We start from the raw sequence: 20,597 nt of genomic DNA, 5'->3' as shown, positions 1-20,597 counted from the left end.
CGAACATCGACGCTTCTTCATTCCTGATCAGTTTGGCGCGCCACGCCCGATCAGTACAACGCTGCGGCCAGCTTCCGTCGCGCTGCAACCACGAATGTTTCTGCGGGATCGAATAATTCGAATAGCTCCAGCAACCTGGTCCGTGCTCTGGTTCGTTCGTCGCCGTCGCTCAGTTTGATCGCGGTGATGATGCGATCGAAGGCCTCTTCGGGGCGTTGATCGAGTAGCAGTTTGTCGGCAGCGGCAAGTTGTCCGTCGACGTCATTGGGAGCGGACTCGAGTACCGAATCGTCGTGGGCGTTGGCCCGCGCCATGAATTCGATGTTGCGGATGAGCGACGCGACTTCGGTGTTGTTCGGCTCGGCTGCCGCAATCTCGCGATACGCGACCAGTGCGCCGTCCAGATCACCTGAATTGAACTTCTCTTCGGCAGCGGCCAGCCGCGGGTCCACTTCCTCCGGCTCGGTCGGCGCTTCGGCGGGTGCGCCGGCAAAGGTGTGGCCAATCTGCGCGAGGATCGAGTCAATCCATGGCTCGATCTCGGCTTCTGATCGCCCCTCGAATTCCGCGACGGGCCGGCCCTGGGCGATGGCGATCACCAAGGGCACCCCCTGCGCTTGGAATGCTTGGACAATGCGCGGATTGGCGTCGGCATCGACCGCCGCTAACGCCCATCGACCGCCGGACTGCTGCGCCGCAGATGCGAGCAATTGCACCAGCTGCGCCGTCGCAGCGCTGCGCGGCGACCACAGCACCACGACAACGAGTTGTTGGGTGGAACGCGTCAGCACATCGGCTTCGAAGTTGGCCTCGGTTACCTCGACGACCGCTGGAGCCGATCCTCCAGTCGGAGTCACTTCGCCCGACGTCGGCGCGCCGGCTGGATCGCTGCTCGGTCGAGCCGCCTGTGCGCGCTGTGCATCGGCGCGTTCCTTGAGGACCGCGAGATCAACCGCACCTGCCATGGCTACTGCTGCGGCGGCCTGCTGGGCGGCGGCCTGCCGACTCTGTGGTCTGCTCACGACTAACAGTGTGTCATGAGAGTTGAATGCTCGACGATCCGGTGGTGGAGGCCCGTTTATTCACTTGGCCGGCAAACGCCAGTGCCACTCCCAGCGCGACAATCACGACCACCAACGCAGACGACAGCGACGTCAGATGACTCAACAAGCCGACGACCGCTGGGCCAGCCAGCATTCCCAGGTATCCGCAGCCGACAACCGCGGAAATCACCTGGCCGCTGGCGACCGGCGAGAGATTCCCGGCCGCGGTGAAGATCTGCGGAATCCCGCCGGCCAGGCCGATGCCGAATATGAGCCAGCCGGCTGTGGCTATCCACTGCGCGTCGTCGAAATTCGCCGACACCACCACGATCGCCATGCCGATGGCGCCGATCGCCGCGCCAATCCGCACCACAGCGGCCGGTCCGATAGCGGCGGCGATGGGGTCGATGACAAAGCGAGTCACCGTCATCGCGGCGCTGAACGCGAAGAAGGCGATGGCCCCGCTCGCGTCGGGGACGTTGAAGGTCTCCACCACCTGCAGTGCCGACCAGTCGTATGCGGTGCCCTCGGCCAGCATCAGCGCAAAGGCAACGATCGCGAGAAGGACAAGACGGGAGCGATCCACGCGGTGCCACCAGCGCGGTTGCGTCTGCCCCGACAGTTGCGTCGCGGCGACGTCGTCGACCGAGAGCTGCGGGGCCACCAACGCGAGCACGACGACCGCGAAGATCGCGGCCCCGACGACAGTCGCGACGACACCGACGTCGACCCAGAGGGTTAGCGCGACGATCGCCGAACCGATCATGCTGCCAACCGAAAAATACGCGTGGAATGCCGACATGATCGGCCGTGGATAGGCCTGCTCAACGACGACCGCCTGCGAATTCATCGATACGTCGAGGCCACCGTTGGCAAAACCGAAGGCCACCATCGCCAACGCGAGACTAACGGTTCCAGTTGCAAGCACCGGACCGAGCACGGCAACCGCCAATACCGATACCGCGATGATCGTCAATGGTCGCGATCCGAACCGATCGATGAGCGGCCCGCACAACTGCATACCCACGAATGCCGAGCCGCCGAGTAACAGCAACAGGCCGCCAAGCGTCTCGTGGCTGACGCCGGTGCGGTCGGTGATGACCGGGATGTGCGCAACCCACATCGCGGCGAGAAATCCGTTGAGGGCAAAAACGACGGTGACCGCGATCCGCGCGCGGCGCGGCTGGGCGTCGTCGGTCCGGTTGGTCACCCGCCCCAGGGTAGGTGGTCGATCAGGCTGTGATCGCGGTGGTGGCGTCGTCGGAGTTGTCGGTCGACAACTCGGCCAGGTGACCGTTGCGCGCGGCCCACCATTCGAAGACCAAGGTCCCAAAGGGCGGGATCGAGGAGACCAATGCGAGCGCGGTGACCTTGAGGTTCCACTTGAGCTGCCACGCGGTCAGTAGCGCGACGACGCAGAACACCACGAAGACGACTGCATGCACCATGCCCGGAATCGCAACCGCCTCTTCGTGGCCAAGGACCCATTTGAAGAACATCGCGATCAGCAGCGCGAGCCAGGTGATGGCCTCGGCGATTGCGACAAAACGGAATCTCTTGGCCGGCGTGGTCAGGTCGAAAATCTGCATGGGTCCATTGTGCATGACGGAGGTGACTCCTACTACCAAACGTAGTAGGAGTCACTCGGCTCGGGGTGAGTATTCGGTTGCTGGCCGGGGGCGAATCACCGACGATGCCTGACCATCGGCACGAACCGCCGGTGGATCAGCCCTTCGGCACCGTGATGATCAGTGCATCGCCCTGGCCACCCGCGCCACATAGCGCGGCCGCGCCCACTCCGCCACCGCGACGCTTGAGTTCCAGCGCCAGATGCAGCGTGATGCGCGCACCCGAGGTTCCGATCGGATGACCGAGCGCGATCGCACCGCCATTGACGTTGACCTTCTCCGGGTCGATGCCGAGCTTCTTGGTCGATGCCAGCCCCACTGCGGCGAACGCTTCGTTGATTTCGATGAGATCGAGATCCTTGGGGTCGATTCCCGCACGCGCACAAGCCTTTTCGATGGCGTTCGCGGGTTGCGCCTGCAATGACGAGTCCGGCCCGGCCACGACGCCATGCGGACCGATCTCGGCCAGCCATTCGACGCCGAGCTCTTGCGCCTTCGACTTACTCATCACGATGACAGCTGCCGCGCCGTCGGAGATCTGCGACGCGTTGCCCGCCGTAATAGTCCCATCCTTGCGGAACGCCGGCCGCAGCCCGGACAGCGAGTCGGCAGTGGTGTCCGCGCGGATGCCCTCATCCTCGGCGAAGACGATCGGATCGCCTTTTCGTTGCGGAATCTCAACGGGCACAACCTCGTCGGCGAAGAGTCCATTCTTCCACGCTTGCGCTGCCAACTGATGGCTGCGCGCGGCGAACTCATCCTGCTCGACGCGGGTGAAACCGCGGGTCGGATCTGCCTCAGCGCCACTCACCACGTCGTTGCCCTGTTCGGTCAGCGCCCCCATTGGCTGATCAGTGAACGCATCCCACAGTCCGTCGTATGCCATGTGGTCGACGAGTTCGGTGTTGCCGTATTTGAAACCATTGCGGCTACCGGGGAGGACGTGCGGCGCCTGCGTCATCGACTCTTGGCCGCCTGCCACGACGACGTCGAATTCGCCCGCGCGGATCAGTTGGTCGGCCAACGCGATGGCATCGATTCCCGACAGACACATTTTGTTGATGGTCAGCGTCGGGACATCCCAGCCGATGCCACCTTTGATCGCGGCTTGGCGGGCGGGCATTTGCCCGGCTCCGGCGGTCAGAACCTGGCCCATGATCACGTAATCCACAACGTCGGCGGATATGCCGGCGCGTTCGACGGCGGCTTTGATGGCAGTGCCGCCGAGGTCAGCGCCCGACTGCCCTTTGAGCGCACCCGACAAACGGCCGAACGGGGTGCGTGCACCGGCGACGATTACCGAGGATTCTGCGGACATTGCTAACTCCTTGTGACTGCGACGTGGCTACTGCTGGGTAACTCAACTGGTGGCAGACCACCGCGCAGTGGCCTTCGCGCTCAACGCTACCTTTGGAGGATGAGCGCATCGCCAACGGATCCAGCCAGCATTCCTGCCACTGCGTTGATCGAAGATCTCGTGACAGCGATCGATCACGCCGGCATCGCCGTCGCCGACCTCGACGCCGCAAAGAATTGGTATGCCACGCATCTGGGCTTCGTAACCCTCCATGAGGAGGTCAATGAGGACCAAGGCGTGCGCGAAGCGATGATCGGGCCGCGCGGCGCGGGCACCGATGGCAGCGCCGTCATCCAATTGCTCGCCCCGCTCAACGATGAGTCGACCATCGCGAAATTCATCGCGCGCAACGGGCCCGGACTGCAACAACTCGCTGTCCGCGTTATCGACGTAGATGCCGTCACCGCGCGCCTGACCAGCGCGGGAGTCCGTGTTCTCTACCCGGCCGCGCGCCGGGGCACCGCCGATTCGCGAATTAACTTCGTACATCCCAAAGATGCCGGTGGCGTACTGCTGGAGCTGGTGGAGCCCGCAGCCGACGGTGGCGGTCACTAGCGTCGGCTGACGCGATTACACTGGTCGCCATGTCGGCACCCGCCCAGCGCCCCGCGCCCTTTGACACCGTCCGTCGTGGTTATGACCGCGACCAGGTCAACGATCGACTCCAGCGTCTCGACGCCGAGTTGCGCGTGCTCGCCGCCGACCGCGATGCGGCCAACGCTAACGCCAACGAACTGGCCGCACACCTGGGCGCGGCACGCGAAGAGATCGAGGAGTTGCGCCACGAGGTGGACCGACTTTCGGTGCCGCCGACCACCGCTCAAGGCATGAGTGAGCGACTGTCCCGGATGCTGCAACTCGCCTCCGACGAAGCATCGGAGATTCGCGCCACCGCAGAAGCCGAGGCAGCCGAGACCGTGTCAGTCGCTCGCCAGCACGCGGCGTCGATGGTCGCCGATTCCGAAGCCAAGGTCGCCGCGAACACCCGGCGGGCCGAGGAAATCGCGGCCACCTCCAAACGCGATGCTGAGAAGACCACTCGCGCCCTCGCCGACCGTAAGTCAGCGATGGAGAACGAGCACACCTCAACGATGACCGCCGCTCGCGAGGAAGCAAAACGCATCCTCGCCAAGGCAACCAACGAGGCCACCGAACTCGAGCAGCAAAGTTCGCGTGCGCGCAACACCGAGCGCGAGCGCTTCGACACACAGATCGCTTCGGAGCGCGCGAAGGCCAACGCCGAGGTCAAACGCCTGAAGGAGACCGCGCAGCGGGTCGCATTGGAGCGGATGAAGCAGTCGCGTGAGTTCGCCAAGCGGGCACGTAGCACCCATCAGGGCGTACTCGACCATCTTGAAGAATTGCGAAAGCACCTCATCTCGGCGCCGGGAGAACTCAAACTCGCCCACATCGACGACTTCGCTGACGCCGACGATCTGTCAGACACCGAGCTACTCAATCGCGAGTTGTCCGGGCCGTCGAAAATCGCCGCTGCGAAACAACAAGCCGCGCCGCGACGCGAATCAGACGATCAGGATGGCGACTCGTCGTCGTCGGAGCCGAGTACTGCGCCGGTCAACGGCAACAATGTGAACCGTCGGGTCGCTCAGAAACGCTGACCGGCGTCGATCAGAAGAGCTTGAACTCGGTGTTCTCGGTGCCGCGAAGTTTGTCGTAGTCCAAGACCAGACAGCGAATACCGCGATCGGTCGCGAGCGTTCGCGCCTGAGGTTTAATCTGTTGCGCCGCAAAGACTCCCGCGACCGGTGCGAGTAGCGGATCACGGTTGAGCAAGTCCAGGTAACGGGTCAACTGCTCGACGCCGTCGATCTCGCCGCGCCGCTTGATCTCCACCGCGACCGTGCCGCCGTCGGCGTCGCGACAGAGCAGATCAACCGGGCCGATCGCCGTCATATACTCCCGGCGAATCAGCGTGTGGCCCTGCCCCAATGTCTCGACGTGCTCGGCCAGCAACTCCTGCAGATGAGCTTCGACGCCATCTTTGATCAGGCCAGGATCAATACCCAGTTCGTGCGCGGAATCGTGTTCGATGCTCTTGATCGTGATGCGCAACTGTTCGTCGGCCTTGTTGGTAACAACCCAGAGCGCCTGCGCGTCCAACTCGTCAGGGACTTCTTCCTCGATCAGCCAGCATGGCGGGCTCATCCAGTTAAGCGGTTTGTAGGCACGGTCGTCGGCGTGGACGCTCACCGAACCATCCGATTTCACCAACAGCAAACGCTTCGCCATCGGGAGATGGGCGGTCAATCTGCCGACATAGTCAACTTGGCACTCCGCAATAACCAATCGCACGCGGACCAGCCTAGGGCATCGGCCTAGCGGCCTCGGGGAGATGGCGTCCACGGTGCGTCCGGGGCGCCAACCCACCCGACATCAACCCTGGCAGAGAACCGAGAGGGATTGGCTCAAGTAAGGCGCCCAACGATTTTCGCTGTTGGGAACTGCGCGCGACCGTCGAAGGGCTATGCCGTGTCGCCGAAGCTAAAGTCTGCGCGCTCAGGTCCGCCAAGGTGAATACGCCCTCGACACGGGCCAGGCCGCAGGCTCCAGTCGGCGCAGTCAGAGCGCTGGCTAGAGTCTGCGCGCTCAGGTCCGCCGAGGTGAATACGCCCTCGGCACAGTCCAGGCCGCAGGCTCCAGTCAGACTCAACTCTGCGTGCTCACCCCAACCTAGGTGACAACCCCCTCAGCAAGACCCACGCTGCAGACTTCAGCCGTGCCGGTTGGCTTAGCCCCGCGCCAGAATCGCGAGTAGAAGCTCCGCGCGCACCCGCGCCGAATCGAGATCGCAGCCCAGGACTTCCTCGGCGCGGGTAATGCGGCTGCGCAGGGTATGTCGATGTACGCCGAGGGCCGCGGCAGCCGACTCCCATTGCCCGTTCGCCTCCAGGTACGCACGCAACGACGGCAGCAATTCGGTGTTGTTGGCCTCGTCGTGAACGGTCAACGGGTCAACCATGATGCCCGCGATTTCGTTGAGCACGCGGCGCGACTCCGGTGAGGCAAGCAAGGTCCGGCCGACGAGCCCCGACGCCTCTGTAGGCGTGCCGCGATGCTCGGCCGACGACGCGGTCATCCGTGACTGTTCCACTGCCGCTTCGAGATCCGCGAGGTCGTGCGGCGCGCTCAATCCGATCCGCAGGACACGTCGCGAACGAATCGGCAGGGCATCGACGATGTGACGCACGAAATCGAGATCGTCGGTCCCACGCAACACTGCCAGCGTCGAAGTACCGTCGGGTTCGGACAGTAGAAAGCCCGGCCGACCGGCCGCACTGAGTTGTCCGTCAATCACATCGACAAGCGACCCAGCGTCGGAGCCGAGCACGGTGAGGACTCTGATCCAGCCGTGGTCATCTGCTGCGCCGCTGACCATTTCGCGCGCTCGTGATAAATCGGTGCCGCCGGAAAGCAGGATCTGCAGCGCACCGGTGTTCACTCGGTTCTGGTCGGCGTGCAGGCGCAGCGGCTTCTCGAAATCCAGGGCGAGCAACGAGTTCGCGTGGCCGATCAGCACCTGGTCCACCAGCCTCGGCTCACCCGGAAATACCACCGCGAGATAGCCGTGGGTCCGGCTACCGACGCGAATCGATTGGACCACGACGACGCCGGACGGACTCGAAATCACGCTACTGTCGGGCACGTCGGGCAGTCGCTCGGCAATCAATTCGACGACCGCCGACGAGATCTCGTCACCAGACGACGATGGCGATCTGTCAATCACCCGACCTGCCTGGTCGCATAACAATACCGGCCCACCACAGGCACTCGACAGCTCACGAATCGTCGAAGCCACCCCACCACCGACGGCCGCGCGAGTCATTCGCGGTTGCGCACGCGACGCCCGAAACACCGACTCGTACTGTTGCTCGGCCAGACGACTCATGACGGTCTTCACGATGGCCACGAACGGAGTGGGTAACGGCACTTCGAACAGGGGCATTCCATGCCGATCAGCTTCTTCGATCAGTTCCGGCGGTATGGCATCATGGGACAAGCCAAGGCCGAAACCTATTGCCGCTACGCCACATTCAGCCAATTCTCGGACGTAGCCGCGCCGGCCCGATACGTCGGACGGCAGGCCGATGCCGGTGGCCAGGACCAATTCGCCGCCGGACAGCCATCGTCCGGGATTGGCCAACTCGGTGGTGACCGCGAAGGTGATCTCCGCACTCAGACCCGACTCGCCGCCCCGCAGACGCAATCCGAGGTCGGATTGATTGAGAAGCCACCGCACAGGTACGCCCACTGCACTCCATTCTGTCTAGATAAGCCGGCCGATCACCGACATTCTGGCAGATGCCGTGGCATCGTGTGGGGAGCAGTGTTATACCTGCGCCCAGTGGCTCTTGAGGGCAAGAGAGGAAACCTGAGAATGGCGAACACCTTTCATCCGCTAGACCCGTTATCCGCAGACGAGTTCGCCGCGGTCACCGCAATACTGCGCGACTCGAAGGGTGTCACCGCACCACTGTGGCGATATGCCAGCATCGAGATGTTTGAACCGTCGAAGTCCGCGATCGCTGCCTTCGACGACGAAGGAAGTCTCCCCGACCGGCAAGCGACGGTCATCTGCTTCGAACGCTCGACCAACTCCACCTACAAGGTTCTGCTGTCGATCACCGAGTCCAGAGTCATCTCCTGGGAACATATCCCAGATCAACAGGCCAACTTCACCGTCGACGAGTGGGAGGAAGCCGACGCGGCGTTGCGGAGTCATCCCGACGTAGTATCGGCACTTGCTCAACGCGGGATCACCGATATGGATCTGGTGTTCATGGACACCTGGACCTACGGCGATGCCCTCATCCCCGAGAAGTACAAAGGCAGGCGGATCGGCTGGTCGGATACCTGGGTACGCTCGGCACCGGATCGAAACCCATATGCGGGTCCGGTCAACGGATTTCACTGCATCATCGATCTGAACAGCATGGAACTGCTGGAGATCGAAGACACCTTCACTGTCGACCGGCCAGAGGTGATGGGTGAATACGTACCCAGGTTCATTCCGGACCGGATCCGCGCGTCGAGCACCCGCGAGCCGCTGCGACCGTTGGATATCACCCAGTCCGACGGGCCGTCATTCACATTGGACGGCAACCGAATCGGATGGCAGAACTGGTCATTGCGAGTCGGCTTCAACTATCGCGAGGGAATGACCATACACGCCGTCACCTACAACGATCACGGTGCGATCCGCCCGATCGCCCATCGCCTATCGTTCGCCGAAATGATGGTCCCCTACCGAGACCACTGCGAAGATCATTACCGCAGAACGGCTTTCGATATCGGCGAGTGGGGTATCGGCTTCATGACGACGTCACTCGAGTTGGGCTGCGACTGTCTCGGCGAGATCCGTTACCTCGACGCCACCTTGCACGACAGCACGGGCCAGCCCTATGAGATCCGAAACGCCATCTGTATCCACGAAGAAGACAACGCGGTGTTGTGGAAGCATGTTGACCACGACAAGTCCGAGGTCCGGCGGATGCGACGACTTACCGTCTCGTTCCACGTGACCGTAGCCAACTACGAATACCTCGCCTACTGGCGGTTCTATCAGGACGGCAATATCGAATGTGAAGTCCGCGCAACAGGAATCATGGTCGTCAGCCACCTTCCCGAGGGAGCCGAACACCCACACGGCTCACTCGTCGACGAACGCACCTACGCGCCGTTCCACCAGCATTTCCTCGTCGCCCGATTAGACCTCGACGTCGACGGCACGGAGAACACGGTCTACGCCTCGGAAACCGAGACGGTGCCGATGGGGCCCGATAATCCGTACGGATTGTCGCTGCGACAGGTCAATACGCCGCTACTGACCGAATCAGAGGGCAAGCAGGATATGAATTTCGCCACGCAGCGCGCGTGGAAGGTCGTCAACGAGAATACGACCAACGGGCTGGGCACCCATCCGTCGTACAAGTTGGTACCGGGCGGCGCGTTCCCCGCGATGTTCGATCCGGCCTCCCCCATCCTTGCGCGTTGCCGAGCCATCGAGCACACACTATGGGTGACCCCCAACTCTTCCGACGAACGTTGGCCCGCAGGAGAATTCGTCAATCAGAGCAAAGTCGATCACGGTCTGCCCGAGTGGACCGCCGCCAATCGCTCGATCGTCAACACCGACGTCGTACTGTGGTATGTGTTCGGAATTCACCACATCACCCGTCCGGAAGACTGGCCCGTGATGCCGGTCGACGTGGTGAGCTTCTGGCTCAAGCCCGTCGGCTTCTTCGACCGCAACCCGGCGCTCGACGTCGAACCGACTCCACCTGCCGCCTGTCATCACCACCACTGAAATGGGAGTTCCCAGATGAAGATTCTCGTCGCCTATCTCGCCACCAGCGGTGGTGCCGACGCCGTCGTCCTCGGCGCCCGACTGGCACGCACCCTGAGTACCGACCTGGAGATCTCGATGATCCTGCCGCCGGAACGTGACTCCGTGCTGGCCGCGACAACTAACTACGAATCCGTCCTGGCCAAGCAGGCCGCCGAATGGCTTGTCGAGGCGAAAAGCCTTGTCGGCGAGGACATTGCGGTAACCACGAATATCGCCTATGCGGATTCTTCGGCCGGAGGCATCATTGCCGAGGCAGAGCGAATTGCCGCCGAGGCAATCGTTGTCGGCGGTGGCGGTGGCGGGCTGGTCGGTGCTCATACGCTCGGATCAGTGGTCAACGAACTCTTACATTCCTCGCCGGTGCCAATTGTGTTGGCGCCACGCGGCACCCGACACTCGACTATCGAACGAGTTCGTGAAGTCACCTGCGCGGTCGGTGGTCGCCCCGGTGCGGATCTGTTGCTATCCACCGCCGTTCGCGCTGCGGGCGCGGCGGGTACGCCGCTACGACTGGTCTCGCTGGTCGCGCTCGATTCAGTGGGGGACGGACACAAATCCGACGACGCAGCGTTGGAGCAAGCACGTATCCATGCCAATGAGACCGTCGAACGCGTGAAAGCCAAACTGCCCGAGGACATCAAGGTCACCTGGTCGGTCGTCGACGGCGAATCGGTTGAGGACGCGGTGAACAAACTCGAATGGCACGACGGCGACGTCATCATGGTCGGCTCCAGCCGGCTTGGACAGGCACGCCGTTTGTTCCTCGGATCAACCGCCGCCAAGATGCTGCGCGTGCTGCAAGTGCCGATGGTCGTCGTGCCCAGAGAGGAGACGTAGTCGGCATCGCCGAAATGGCGTGTGCGTCCTCACATATTTGGACAGTCTGGCGATAGCGACGACTCGGCGTTTGGAAAACACTTCTTCACAACACCGTTGGCACGATCCGGGAGAGTCTTCCATGAGCAGCAGCATCACCTACCGCCTCGAACAGAAGCGCAACCTGGTCACCGAACTTCCAGGCCCGCGGTCTACCGAACTCACCACGCGACGTCGTGCGGCCGTCGCAGCGGGCGTCGGCTCTTCGGTTCCGGTCTATGCCGCCGACGCCGACGGCGGTGTGATCGTCGATGTCGACGGGAACTCCCTGATCGACTTCGGCTCCGGAATAGCGGTCACCGGGGTCGGCGCGTCCGATCCGCGGGTCGCGGCTGCGGTCGCCGAACAGGCCGCACACTTCACCCACACCTGTTTCATGGTCACTCCCTACGAGGGCTATATCGCGGTCGCTGAGAAGCTGGCCGAGTTGACCCCGGGTGATCACGAAAAGCGAAGTGTCCTCTTCAATTCCGGGGCCGAGGCCGTCGAGAACGCGGTAAAGGTCGCGCGACTCGCTACCGGCCGCGATGCCGTCGTCGCCTTCGATCACGCCTATCACGGCCGCACCAATCTCACGATGGCTCTGACCGCGAAGAATATGCCCTACAAGGCTCACTTCGGTCCGTTCGCGCCGGAGGTATACCGCATGCCGATGAGCTATCCGTACCGCGATGAGGCCGGATTGTCCGGCGAGCAGGCAGCTCAACGCGCGATCACCGCGATCGAAAAGCAAATCGGCGCAGACCAATTGGCTGCCATCATCATCGAGCCGATCCAGGGCGAGGGCGGCTTCATCGTGCCGGCCGCCGGTTTCCTCCCTACACTCGTCGAGTGGGCCACGAGGAATGGAGTGGTTTTCATCGCCGACGAGGTACAGACCGGTTTCGCCCGCACCGGCTCATGGTTCGCGTGCGACGACGAAGGTGTCGTCCCCGACATCATCACGATGGCCAAAGGCATCGCCGGCGGCCTGCCACTGTCGGCGATTACCGGGCGGGCCGACCTTCTCGACAAGGTCCATCCGGGTGGTCTGGGCGGCACTTACGGCGGCAACCCGATCGCTTGTGCCGGAGCACTCGCCGCGATCGAGTCAATGGTCGCGTTCGACCTACCGGCACGGGCCCGCGCGATCGGCGAGACGGCTTTGACCCGCCTGCGCGGACTCTCAGCTGACCTTGACGTGATCGGCGAGGTTCGGGGCCGGGGCGCGATGATCGCCATCGAGATAGTCAAGCCCGGAACTGACACACCGGACCCTGACCTGACGAAAGCCATTGCCGCACAAGCTCTCGCACAGGGAGTCGTGATCCTTACCTGCGGCACCTACGGAAATGTGATCCGGCTTCTGCCGCCGCTCGTCATCGACGACGACCTACTCGAAGACGGACTCTCCGTTCTCGAAGACGCCATCCGCACCGCGCGCTGATTCAACCCACGAAAGGAAGCCCGATGTCCGACTTCGACGAGCTGCTCGCAACCGTCCCTACCGGCTTGTGGATCGACGGTGGTGCGCGAGAAGCCAACTCCGGCAAACGCTTCGACGTCGTGAACCCCGCTACGGGTGAGGTTTTGACCACGGTGGCCGATGCCGACCTTGCCGACGCCGATGCCGCGCTGGCATCCGCTACCGCTGCTCAAGCATCGTGGGCGGCTACCGCGCCGCGTGGACGGTCTGCCATTCTGCGTCATGCATGGGAGTTGGTGGTCGAACGAACCGAGGATTTCGCCCTGCTGATGACCTTGGAGATGGGCAAGACCGTCGCCGAAAGTCGCGGCGAAGTCACCTACGGCGCCGAGTTCTTGCGTTGGTTCTCCGAGGAAGCTGTGCGAATCGGCGGACGGACCGCCACCGCTCCGTCGGGCAATGGTCGGATCGTGGTGACCAAAGAGCCGGTTGGACCGTGCCTGGCCATCACGCCATGGAATTTTCCGCTGGCTATGGGTACGCGCAAGATCGGACCGGCGTTGGCAGCGGGCTGCACGATGATCGTCAAACCAGCCGAAGCCACTCCGTTGACCATGCTGCTGCTCGCGCAGATATTCGACGATGCGGGATTGCCTCCCGGTGTCCTGTCCGTGCTGCCGACCGGCGACGCCCCCAATGTCATTGCGGCACTGATGAAAGACCGTCGTCTTCGCAAAGTCTCGTTCACCGGGTCGACCGAAGTAGGCAAGATTCTGATCGGACAATCGGCCGACCAAGTACTCAAGACTTCGATGGAACTGGGCGGCAACGCGCCGTTCATCGTATTCGAGGACGCCGATATCGACGCGGCCGTCGACGGAGCGATGGCAGCGAAAATGCGTAACGGTGGCGAAGCCTGTACCGCGGCCAATCGCCTGTTGGTACACAACCCAATTCGCGAGCAGTTCACCAAGGCACTCGCTGAACGCATCGCAGATATCACTGTGGGCCCCGGCTATCAGGATGGCGTCACACTGGGGCCGCTGATCAGTGCCACCCAACGTGATTCGGTTGCCGCCCTGGTTGACGAAGCGGTATCGGCGGGCGCACGCGTACACACCGGCGGATCGACGATCGACCGCCCGGGCTTTTTCTACGAGCCGACCGTCATCGACGAAGTGTCCGGTGGCTCACGCATTCTGGTCGAAGAAATCTTCGGTCCGGTCGCGGTGATCACCGGATTCGATACCGAAGACGAGGCCATCGAACAAGCCAATGCCACCGACTACGGCCTCGCGGCGTACTTCTACACCCGTGACCTCGATCGTGCATTGCGCGTCTCGGCCGCACTCGAATCCGGCATGGTCGGCGTCAACCGCGGCGTAATCTCAGACCCCGCAGCACCTTTCGGCGGCGTCAAGCAGTCCGGTCTGGGCAGCGAAGGCGGCAGCGAAGGAATCGAGGAGTATCTCAACACCAAATACATCGCTCTAACCCCCTAACCCTCACAACGGAATCTCGCGCGCACGAAACTAACCGACGTCTCCCCATCAGCACGTTCTCCCGGCCCAACCATCATCTGGAGTTTCCATGGCCACACAACCTGCAGATCAGATCGACCCGGTAGTTTCCCCGAAAGGACTGGCCGCCAACAAAGTTGGCGTCATGTCCGGTGCCGTACTCGGCATCTCGACCGTCGCTCCCGGCTATACCCTGACCGCGAGCATCGGATTGATCGTGGCCGCAGTCGGCCTGAAGATGCCGGCGATCTTCATCGCGGGATTCATCCCGATGTTCCTCACCGCCTACGCATATCGCGAACTGAATGCCGACACCACTGACGCGGGTGCATCGTTTACCTGGTCCACCAAGGCATTTGGCCCATACGTCGGCTGGATGTGCGGGTGGGGCATGGTGCTGGCGACCATCATCGTATTGTCGAATCTTGCCGCCGTCGGCGTGCAATTCTTCTATCTGATGTTGGCTCGTCTCTTCGACCACCCGGGCTGGGAATCACTCGGCACGAGCAACAAGCTGGTGAATATCCTCACCACCATCGCGTTGCTCGCCATCGCCACCTATATCTCGATGCGCGGAATCACCACCAGTGAGCGAATCCAGTACTGGCTGGTTGGATTTCAGATGATCGTCCTGGTGGTGTTCTCCATTATCGCCTTCTCGAAGGCCGGCGGGCAGATCGGTCACTTGGACTTCAGCTGGTCGTGGTTCAATCCGTTCGGTGGACTGGGCAGTCTGTCGATCGCGGCATTCGCACTCGGACTGACCGGATCCATCTTCGCCTTCTGGGGATGGGACACCTGTCTGACGCTGGGCGAAGAATCCAAGGATCCCAAACGCACACCGGGGCGGGCCGGCCTGTTGTGTGTGCTGACGATCCTGGGCACCTACCTCCTAGTCGCATTGGCGACGATGATGTACGCCGGCGTGGGTACCGAGGGGCTGGGATTGGGTAACGAGGAGATCAGCGACAACGTCTTCGGCGCTCTGGCGGAACCCGTAATGGGCCGCTGGGGTGGTATGTTCCTTTTCCTCGCGATCCTCGCATCAGCGGTGGCCAGCCTGCAGACCACCTTTCTTCCGGTAGCTCGCACGATGCTGGCGATGGGTAGCTACCGCGCATTTCCGGCCAAATTCGCCGAAATCAGTCCGCGGTATCTCTCGCCCGCGTTCGGCGCACTCGTCGCCGGTATCGTGACCGCGGTCTTCTACACCGCGGTCACGTTGGTGTCGGAGAAGACCCTTGGCGACACGATCGCCGCGCTCGGTATCATGATCTGCTGGTACTACGGGATCACCGCGTTCGCATGCGTTTGGTACTTCCGTCACTCACTCTTCGACAATCCGCACAACATCGTCTTCAGATTCCTTTTCCCACTGCTCGGCGGAATTGCCTTGCTGTCCGTGTTCGTGGTCTCGGTCAAGGAGAGTTTGAATCCCGACAACGGCAGTGGCGCACAGATTTTCGGCATCGGTCTGGTGTTCTACATCGGCTTCGGGCTGCTGATCGTCGGCGCGGTGCTGATGCTTGTCATGCGGGCAGTGTCCCCCGCGTTCTTCCGCGGCGAGACTTTGCCACGGTCAACACCTGAATCCGCCAAGACCTTGTGACCGCAACACCATCGAGAATTTCTCAAAGGAGCCGCCGCCGATGAAACTTGTCACCGCTCTCACCCCGCCGACGTCGTCGGCCCGAGTCGATGCGCCAACCCGAAAACCGTTGCGCGCCAGTCTTGTTCAGCATCGCTGGCACGAATCGCCAGAGCACCTGCTGGCTGAACTCAACAACGGCGTCGATACCGCGGCCGCACAGGGAGCACAAGTGGTCTTCCTACCGGAGTTGACGCTTACGCGCTATCCCGCATTCGTGCGCGGCGGGGACAATCCCGGCGCGCACGCCGAAGATCTATCCACCGGTCCGACCCTAGCGTTCGCCCGGGCCGCCGCACGCCGTCACGGCATCCTCGTCCACGCATCGCTCTACGAGAAGAGCGCCGCGGAAGGCGACGAAAGCTATTCCGACGGACTCGGTTTCAACACGGCCATCCTGGTCGGCCCGGACGGACTCGTCGCGCGCACACGCAAGCTGCACATACCGGTCACCGAAGGATATTACGAGGACACGTATTTCCGGCCCGGGCCGTCCGGCGACGACGCCTACACCGTGCACACACCCGACCAACTCGACGGCGCTCGGATCGGCATGCCAACCTGCTGGGACGAATGGTTCCCCGAAGTCGCCCGAATGTACTCCCTGGGCGGCGCGGAGATCATCGTCTACCCGACAGCCATCGGATCCGAACCCGGACATCCCGGATTCGACACCCAGCCGCTATGGCAGCAAGTCATCGTCGGAAACGGAATCGCCAATGGCACCTTCATGATCGCACCCAATCGGCACGGCGACGAGGGGGCCATCACGTTCTACGGCTCATCGTTCATCTCCGACCCGTACGGACGAATTCTGGTGCAGGCTCCGCGCGACGAATCCGCGGTTCTGGTAGCCGACCTCGATCTCGATCAGCGTCGAGATTGGCTGACGCTATTTCCGTTCCTGTCCACCCGGCGCCCCGACACATATGGTCGATTGACCGAACCGGTGAACCGCACCAGCCCGCTCGGTGCGACGACGGACGCGTGAGATGACCGCACGATGGCGCATGCCCGCCGAGCATGAGCCGCACTCGAGAACCTGGATGGCTTTTCCCGCGCCGGGGTATTCGCTTGGCGATAGCGAGGCCGAACACCATGAGGCGCGCACGGCATGGTCTGCGGTGGCCAATGCTGTCGTCGAGTACGAGCCGGTAACCATGGTGGTTGACCCGACCCAGAGTACCTACGCGCGCGAATATCTCTCGGCCGCAGTAGATATCGTCGAGGCTCCGCTCAACGACGCGTGGATGCGCGACATCGGACCAACGTTCGTCATCGACGGCACGGGCATGATCGGCGGCGTCGACTGGGTGTTCAACGGTTGGGGCGCACAAGATTGGGCGGCCTGGGATCGTGACCAGCACATCGCGCGAATTGTCATTGAGCAGACCGGGGTGACATATGTCGGCTCCGATCTCGTCAACGAAGGCGGCGGCATTCAAGTCGACGGCGCCGGCACGGTGCTGGTCACCGAGACCGTACAGCTCGATCACGGCCGTAACCCGAGCCTGGTAGCGGCCGACGTCGAAGCCGAATTGACGCGGGTGCTCGGCGTCGACAACGTGATCTGGCTGCCCCGTGGCCTCACTCGCGATTCCGAGGAGTTCGGCACTCGTGGTCACGTGGACATCGTTGCCGCGATGCCGGTTCCCGGTACCGTCATCGTGCACGATCAACGAAATCGAGAACATCCCGATCACGGTGTGTCTCAACAGATCAAAGAAGTTCTGGCGACCGCCGTCACCACGGGCGGCGATGCCCTGACCGTCATCGATGTGCCCGCACCGTCCACCCTCCGCGATGCCGAAGGATTCGTTGACTACAGCTATATCAACCACTACGTCGCAAACGGTGTCGTCGTGGCCTGTTCATTCGATGATCCGGCCGACGCGGAAGCCGCCGAGATTCTCGGCTCGGTCTACCCCGGCCGCGAAGTGGTGACCGTCGATGCTCGTGCGATCTTTGCGCGCGGCGGCGGCATTCACTGCATCACCCAGAATCAGCCAGCCTGACGACCACCCCACCGCAAGGAGAATCAGCACCGTGCCAACCCTTAGTCGCGACGTCGCCATCGTCGGAGCCGGCCCGTCCGGTCTCACTGCCGCTTACGAACTCACCAAAGCCGGATTGACGGTCGCGGTCCTGGAGGCCCGAGAGCGGGTCGGCGGACGTACCTGGACCGACATAGTCGATGGCGCGTCACTGGAGATCGGCGGTCAATGGGTATCCCCCGACCAAACCGCTCTACAGGCATTGCTCGACGAACTCGGCCTCGCGACATTTCCCCGCTATCGCGACGGCAGTTCAGTCTACGTAGCACCCAACGGCGAGCGCACTGTCTACGACGGCGACGATTTTCCGGTGGCCGAGAAGACCATTGCCGAGATGAACCGCCTGATTGCCGTCATCGACGATCTGGTCACCGAGATCGGCGCCGACGAACCGTGGGCACATCCGCGTGCGGCAGAGCTCGACTCGATTTCGTTCCGGCGCTGGCTTGAAGACCAAACCCACGACGTCGAAGCGATCAACAACATCAGCCTGTTCGTAGCCGGCGGCATGCTGACCAAACCGGCACATGCCTTCTCCACCCTGCAGGCGGTGCTCATGGCAGCGTCGGCCGGATCGTTCTCCAACTTGGTCGATGAGGACTTCATCCTCGACCGTCGGGTCGTCGGCGGAATGCAGGAGGTCTCGGTGAGACTGGCCGCTCGGCTGGCCGATGATGTAATCCTCGGCGCACCGGTACGATCCGTACGTTGGTCGGACAGCGGGGTGACCGTCGTCGCAGACGACGGGGTAGAAGTGAAGGCGCGCAAGGTGATTCTGGCGGTGCCGCCAAATCTGTACTCGCGTATCTCCTTCGATCCGCCGCTTCCGCGACGACAACATCAAATGCACCAGCATCAGTCTCTCGGTCTGGTGATTAAGGTGCACGCCGTCTACGACACGCCCTTCTGGCGCGAAGAAGGACTATCGGGAACCGGCTTCAGCGGTAGCGAACTCGTTCAAGAGGTCTACGACAACACCAATCACGAAGATCCGCGAGGCACACTGGTCGGCTTCGTATCAGATGAGAAGGCCGACCGCATGTTCGAGCTGAGTGCGGCAGAACGAAAAGCGGCGATCCTGGCGTCGATGGCCCGCTTCCTCGGACCGAAGACGCTCGACCCGGTGGTCTACTACGAATCCGATTGGGGCTCAGAAGAATGGACTCGGGGCGCTTACGCCGCGAGCTTCGATCTCGGCGGCCTCTCCCGCTATGGCAAAGATCAACGCTCACCGGTCGGGCCAATCCACTTCTCCTGTTCGGATATCGCCGGAGCCGGTTATCAGCACGTAGACGGCGCAGTCCGAATGGGCGCGGCGACCGCACAGAGTATTGCCGACCTGTTGGCTTAGCCGACCACGACAGCCGATATCTCGCTAGCCCTGGCATAAATCAGTTGCGGGGACCAGCGCGGCCGGTGCTAACATTTGGCGATCGTGATCGACAGCAGGAGGTGAGACCCATGACCGCAGTACCGCAATGGGTGCTCCCCCGCTTTCCACGATCGCGCGACTGACCTAGTCGGCTCCAGGGAGTGTCATCACGCATATTCGCGAAAGGCGACTCCCATGAACACAATATCCTCACCAACACCGCACACCTCTACGACCGGCGAGCGATCGCAATCTGGCCGTCGGCAACCGATCGATGCCACCACTCGAATCCCGACAGGCAAGCGGGCGTTGATCCTTGGCGGCGGCGGATCAACTGGCAACGCATGGCTGATAGGCGTCGTCGCGGGAATCTTCGACGCTGGGCTCGACCTAACCGAGGCAGACCTCATCGTCGGGACATCAGCCGGATCAACCGCCGCGGCGCAGATCACTTGTTCAACGCCAGTCGACCAGTTCGCCGCCGTTCTGGACGCGCCCCCACAGTCACCCGCCCAGCCAGTCGGACCCGTGGCTAGACCCAATAGGGCGGTCGCCGATCACCTGGCGCGAATGAAAGCGATCATCTCGACCGCGAATAGCGCCGACGATATGCGCCGAACAATGGCTGCTGCCGCCCTGGAAAGGACCACCGTCTCTGACGGCTCATGGCAGTCAGGGTGGCGGACAACCGTCGCCGCCCGGCTACCGAGCCGAGAATGGCCCGAACAATCGATCCTCATCACCGCGGTCGACGCACGTACCGGTGAGCCAGTCCTCTTTGACAACGTCAGTGGCGTCGACCTCGCCGACGCCGTGGCGGCCAGCTGCGCCAGCGGCCTGGCCTATGGCATTGACGATGGTCTGTACATAGACGGGGGGTACCGGTCCAACGCCGAGAACGCCGATCTGGCATCCGGCTACGAACGCGTGCTTGTGCTCTCTCCATTTGGCGGTCGTTCGTTACACCCCCAGGAGTGGCGCACTCATCTTGATGCGCAGGTCGATGGTCTCCGCGCCGGTGGCAGCGAAGTTTACGTCATTTCCCCGGATAGCAGCGTCGAGTATATGTTCGGCGCGAATGCGATGGATATTTCGCTACGGCCGATTGCGGCGCAGGTCGGATATGACCAGGGCATGGCCCTAATCGATAAGGTCGGCGAATTATGGCAATGACGGCGAACTGCTGAAGTTCATCGCTCGAAGACGAATGGACACCAAATGAAAGAAGGCCCCAACACTTAGTGTTGGGGCCTTCTTCGAAATATAGTTCGGCGGTGTCCTACTCTCCCACACTGGTTAGGGTGCAGTACCATTGGCGCTGGAGGGC

General features: G+C 62.5%; 17 protein-coding genes. 11 read left to right on the top strand and 6 right to left on the bottom strand.

Annotated features, from left to right (window positions below; all coding sequences use genetic code 11):
- Nucleotides 1-50 precede the first annotated feature (50 nt).
- The 4 genes from AAFP29_RS10265 to AAFP29_RS10250 all read right to left on the bottom strand — a co-directional run bounded on the left by AAFP29_RS10265 (nucleotide 51) and on the right by AAFP29_RS10250 (nucleotide 3,989).
- On the bottom strand, nucleotides 51-965 hold the full coding sequence (locus tag AAFP29_RS10265; RefSeq protein ID WP_419218058.1) for a tetratricopeptide repeat protein: 915 nt from the start codon (nucleotides 963-965) through the stop codon (nucleotides 51-53).
- A gap of 70 nt (nucleotides 966-1,035) precedes the next feature.
- Nucleotides 1,036-2,253, bottom strand: coding sequence for an MFS transporter (locus AAFP29_RS10260; RefSeq protein WP_419217281.1), 1,218 nt, complete (start codon nucleotides 2,251-2,253; stop codon nucleotides 1,036-1,038).
- 22 nt (nucleotides 2,254-2,275) lie between these two features.
- Complete coding sequence (locus tag AAFP29_RS10255) at nucleotides 2,276-2,632, bottom strand: DUF3817 domain-containing protein (RefSeq protein WP_419217280.1); 357 nt, start codon at nucleotides 2,630-2,632, stop codon at nucleotides 2,276-2,278.
- A gap of 136 nt (nucleotides 2,633-2,768) precedes the next feature.
- A complete protein-coding gene (locus AAFP29_RS10250) occupies nucleotides 2,769-3,989 on the bottom strand; it encodes an acetyl-CoA C-acetyltransferase (protein WP_419217279.1) in 1,221 nt (406 codons plus the stop codon).
- A gap of 99 nt (nucleotides 3,990-4,088) precedes the next feature.
- Between AAFP29_RS10250 and mce the strand changes: the two genes are divergently transcribed.
- Both mce and AAFP29_RS10240 read left to right on the top strand, forming a co-directional pair.
- The gene (gene mce / locus AAFP29_RS10245) at nucleotides 4,089-4,583 is read left to right on the top strand and encodes a methylmalonyl-CoA epimerase (protein WP_419217278.1); all 495 of its coding nucleotides are present in this window, start codon (nucleotides 4,089-4,091) and stop codon (nucleotides 4,581-4,583) included.
- A gap of 29 nt (nucleotides 4,584-4,612) precedes the next feature.
- Complete coding sequence (locus AAFP29_RS10240) at nucleotides 4,613-5,647, top strand: hypothetical protein (protein WP_419217277.1); 1,035 nt, start codon at nucleotides 4,613-4,615, stop codon at nucleotides 5,645-5,647.
- A 10-nt stretch (nucleotides 5,648-5,657) separates the two neighbouring features.
- Here the strand turns inward: AAFP29_RS10240 and nucS are convergent, their stop codons facing one another.
- On the bottom strand, nucleotides 5,658-6,341 hold the full coding sequence (gene nucS, locus AAFP29_RS10235; RefSeq protein ID WP_419217276.1) for an endonuclease NucS: 684 nt from the start codon (nucleotides 6,339-6,341) through the stop codon (nucleotides 5,658-5,660).
- Nucleotides 6,342-6,777: 436 nt separating this feature from the next.
- Entirely contained in the window at nucleotides 6,778-8,298 is a 1,521-nt protein-coding gene (locus AAFP29_RS10230; RefSeq protein ID WP_419217275.1) for a PucR family transcriptional regulator, read from the bottom strand.
- Between the two features lie 126 nt (nucleotides 8,299-8,424).
- On the opposite strand from AAFP29_RS10230, the gene AAFP29_RS10225 reads away from it, so the two are divergent.
- The 9 genes from AAFP29_RS10225 (at nucleotide 8,425) to AAFP29_RS10185 (ending at nucleotide 20,443) form a co-directional block, all read left to right on the top strand.
- Complete coding sequence (locus AAFP29_RS10225) at nucleotides 8,425-10,353, top strand: primary-amine oxidase (RefSeq protein ID WP_419217274.1); 1,929 nt, start codon at nucleotides 8,425-8,427, stop codon at nucleotides 10,351-10,353.
- A gap of 15 nt (nucleotides 10,354-10,368) precedes the next feature.
- Entirely contained in the window at nucleotides 10,369-11,232 is an 864-nt protein-coding gene (locus AAFP29_RS10220) for a universal stress protein (protein WP_419217273.1), read from the top strand.
- Nucleotides 11,233-11,353: 121 nt separating this feature from the next.
- Entirely contained in the window at nucleotides 11,354-12,697 is a 1,344-nt protein-coding gene (gene gabT / locus AAFP29_RS10215) for a 4-aminobutyrate--2-oxoglutarate transaminase (protein WP_419217272.1), read from the top strand.
- Between the two features lie 23 nt (nucleotides 12,698-12,720).
- Nucleotides 12,721-14,178, top strand: coding sequence for an NAD-dependent succinate-semialdehyde dehydrogenase (locus AAFP29_RS10210; protein WP_419217271.1), 1,458 nt, complete (start codon nucleotides 12,721-12,723; stop codon nucleotides 14,176-14,178).
- Nucleotides 14,179-14,266: 88 nt separating this feature from the next.
- Nucleotides 14,267-15,805, top strand: coding sequence for an APC family permease (locus tag AAFP29_RS10205; RefSeq protein ID WP_419217270.1), 1,539 nt, complete (start codon nucleotides 14,267-14,269; stop codon nucleotides 15,803-15,805).
- Between the two features lie 40 nt (nucleotides 15,806-15,845).
- Nucleotides 15,846-16,835 (top strand): nitrilase-related carbon-nitrogen hydrolase, encoded by a 990-nt coding sequence (locus AAFP29_RS10200; RefSeq protein ID WP_419217269.1) that lies wholly within the window; start codon nucleotides 15,846-15,848, stop codon nucleotides 16,833-16,835.
- A gap of 1 nt (nucleotide 16,836) precedes the next feature.
- On the top strand, nucleotides 16,837-17,859 hold the full coding sequence (locus AAFP29_RS10195; RefSeq protein ID WP_419217268.1) for an agmatine deiminase family protein: 1,023 nt from the start codon (nucleotides 16,837-16,839) through the stop codon (nucleotides 17,857-17,859).
- A 31-nt stretch (nucleotides 17,860-17,890) separates the two neighbouring features.
- Nucleotides 17,891-19,249: a flavin monoamine oxidase family protein gene (locus AAFP29_RS10190; RefSeq protein WP_419217267.1), complete on the top strand. Its 1,359-nt coding sequence runs from the start codon at nucleotides 17,891-17,893 to the stop codon at nucleotides 19,247-19,249.
- A 216-nt stretch (nucleotides 19,250-19,465) separates the two neighbouring features.
- Nucleotides 19,466-20,443, top strand: a complete 978-nt coding sequence (locus AAFP29_RS10185) for a patatin-like phospholipase family protein (protein WP_419217266.1) — start codon at nucleotides 19,466-19,468, stop codon at nucleotides 20,441-20,443.
- The last annotated feature ends 154 nt before the right edge of the window (nucleotides 20,444-20,597 follow it).

Origin of the sequence: Gordonia sp. CPCC 205333 (assembly GCF_048537885.1) — a bacterium.
GTDB lineage: Bacteria > Actinomycetota > Actinomycetes > Mycobacteriales > Mycobacteriaceae > Gordonia.
The sequence above is the reverse complement of the archived record's forward strand: the minus strand, read 5'-3'. Positions and strand labels throughout refer to the sequence as shown.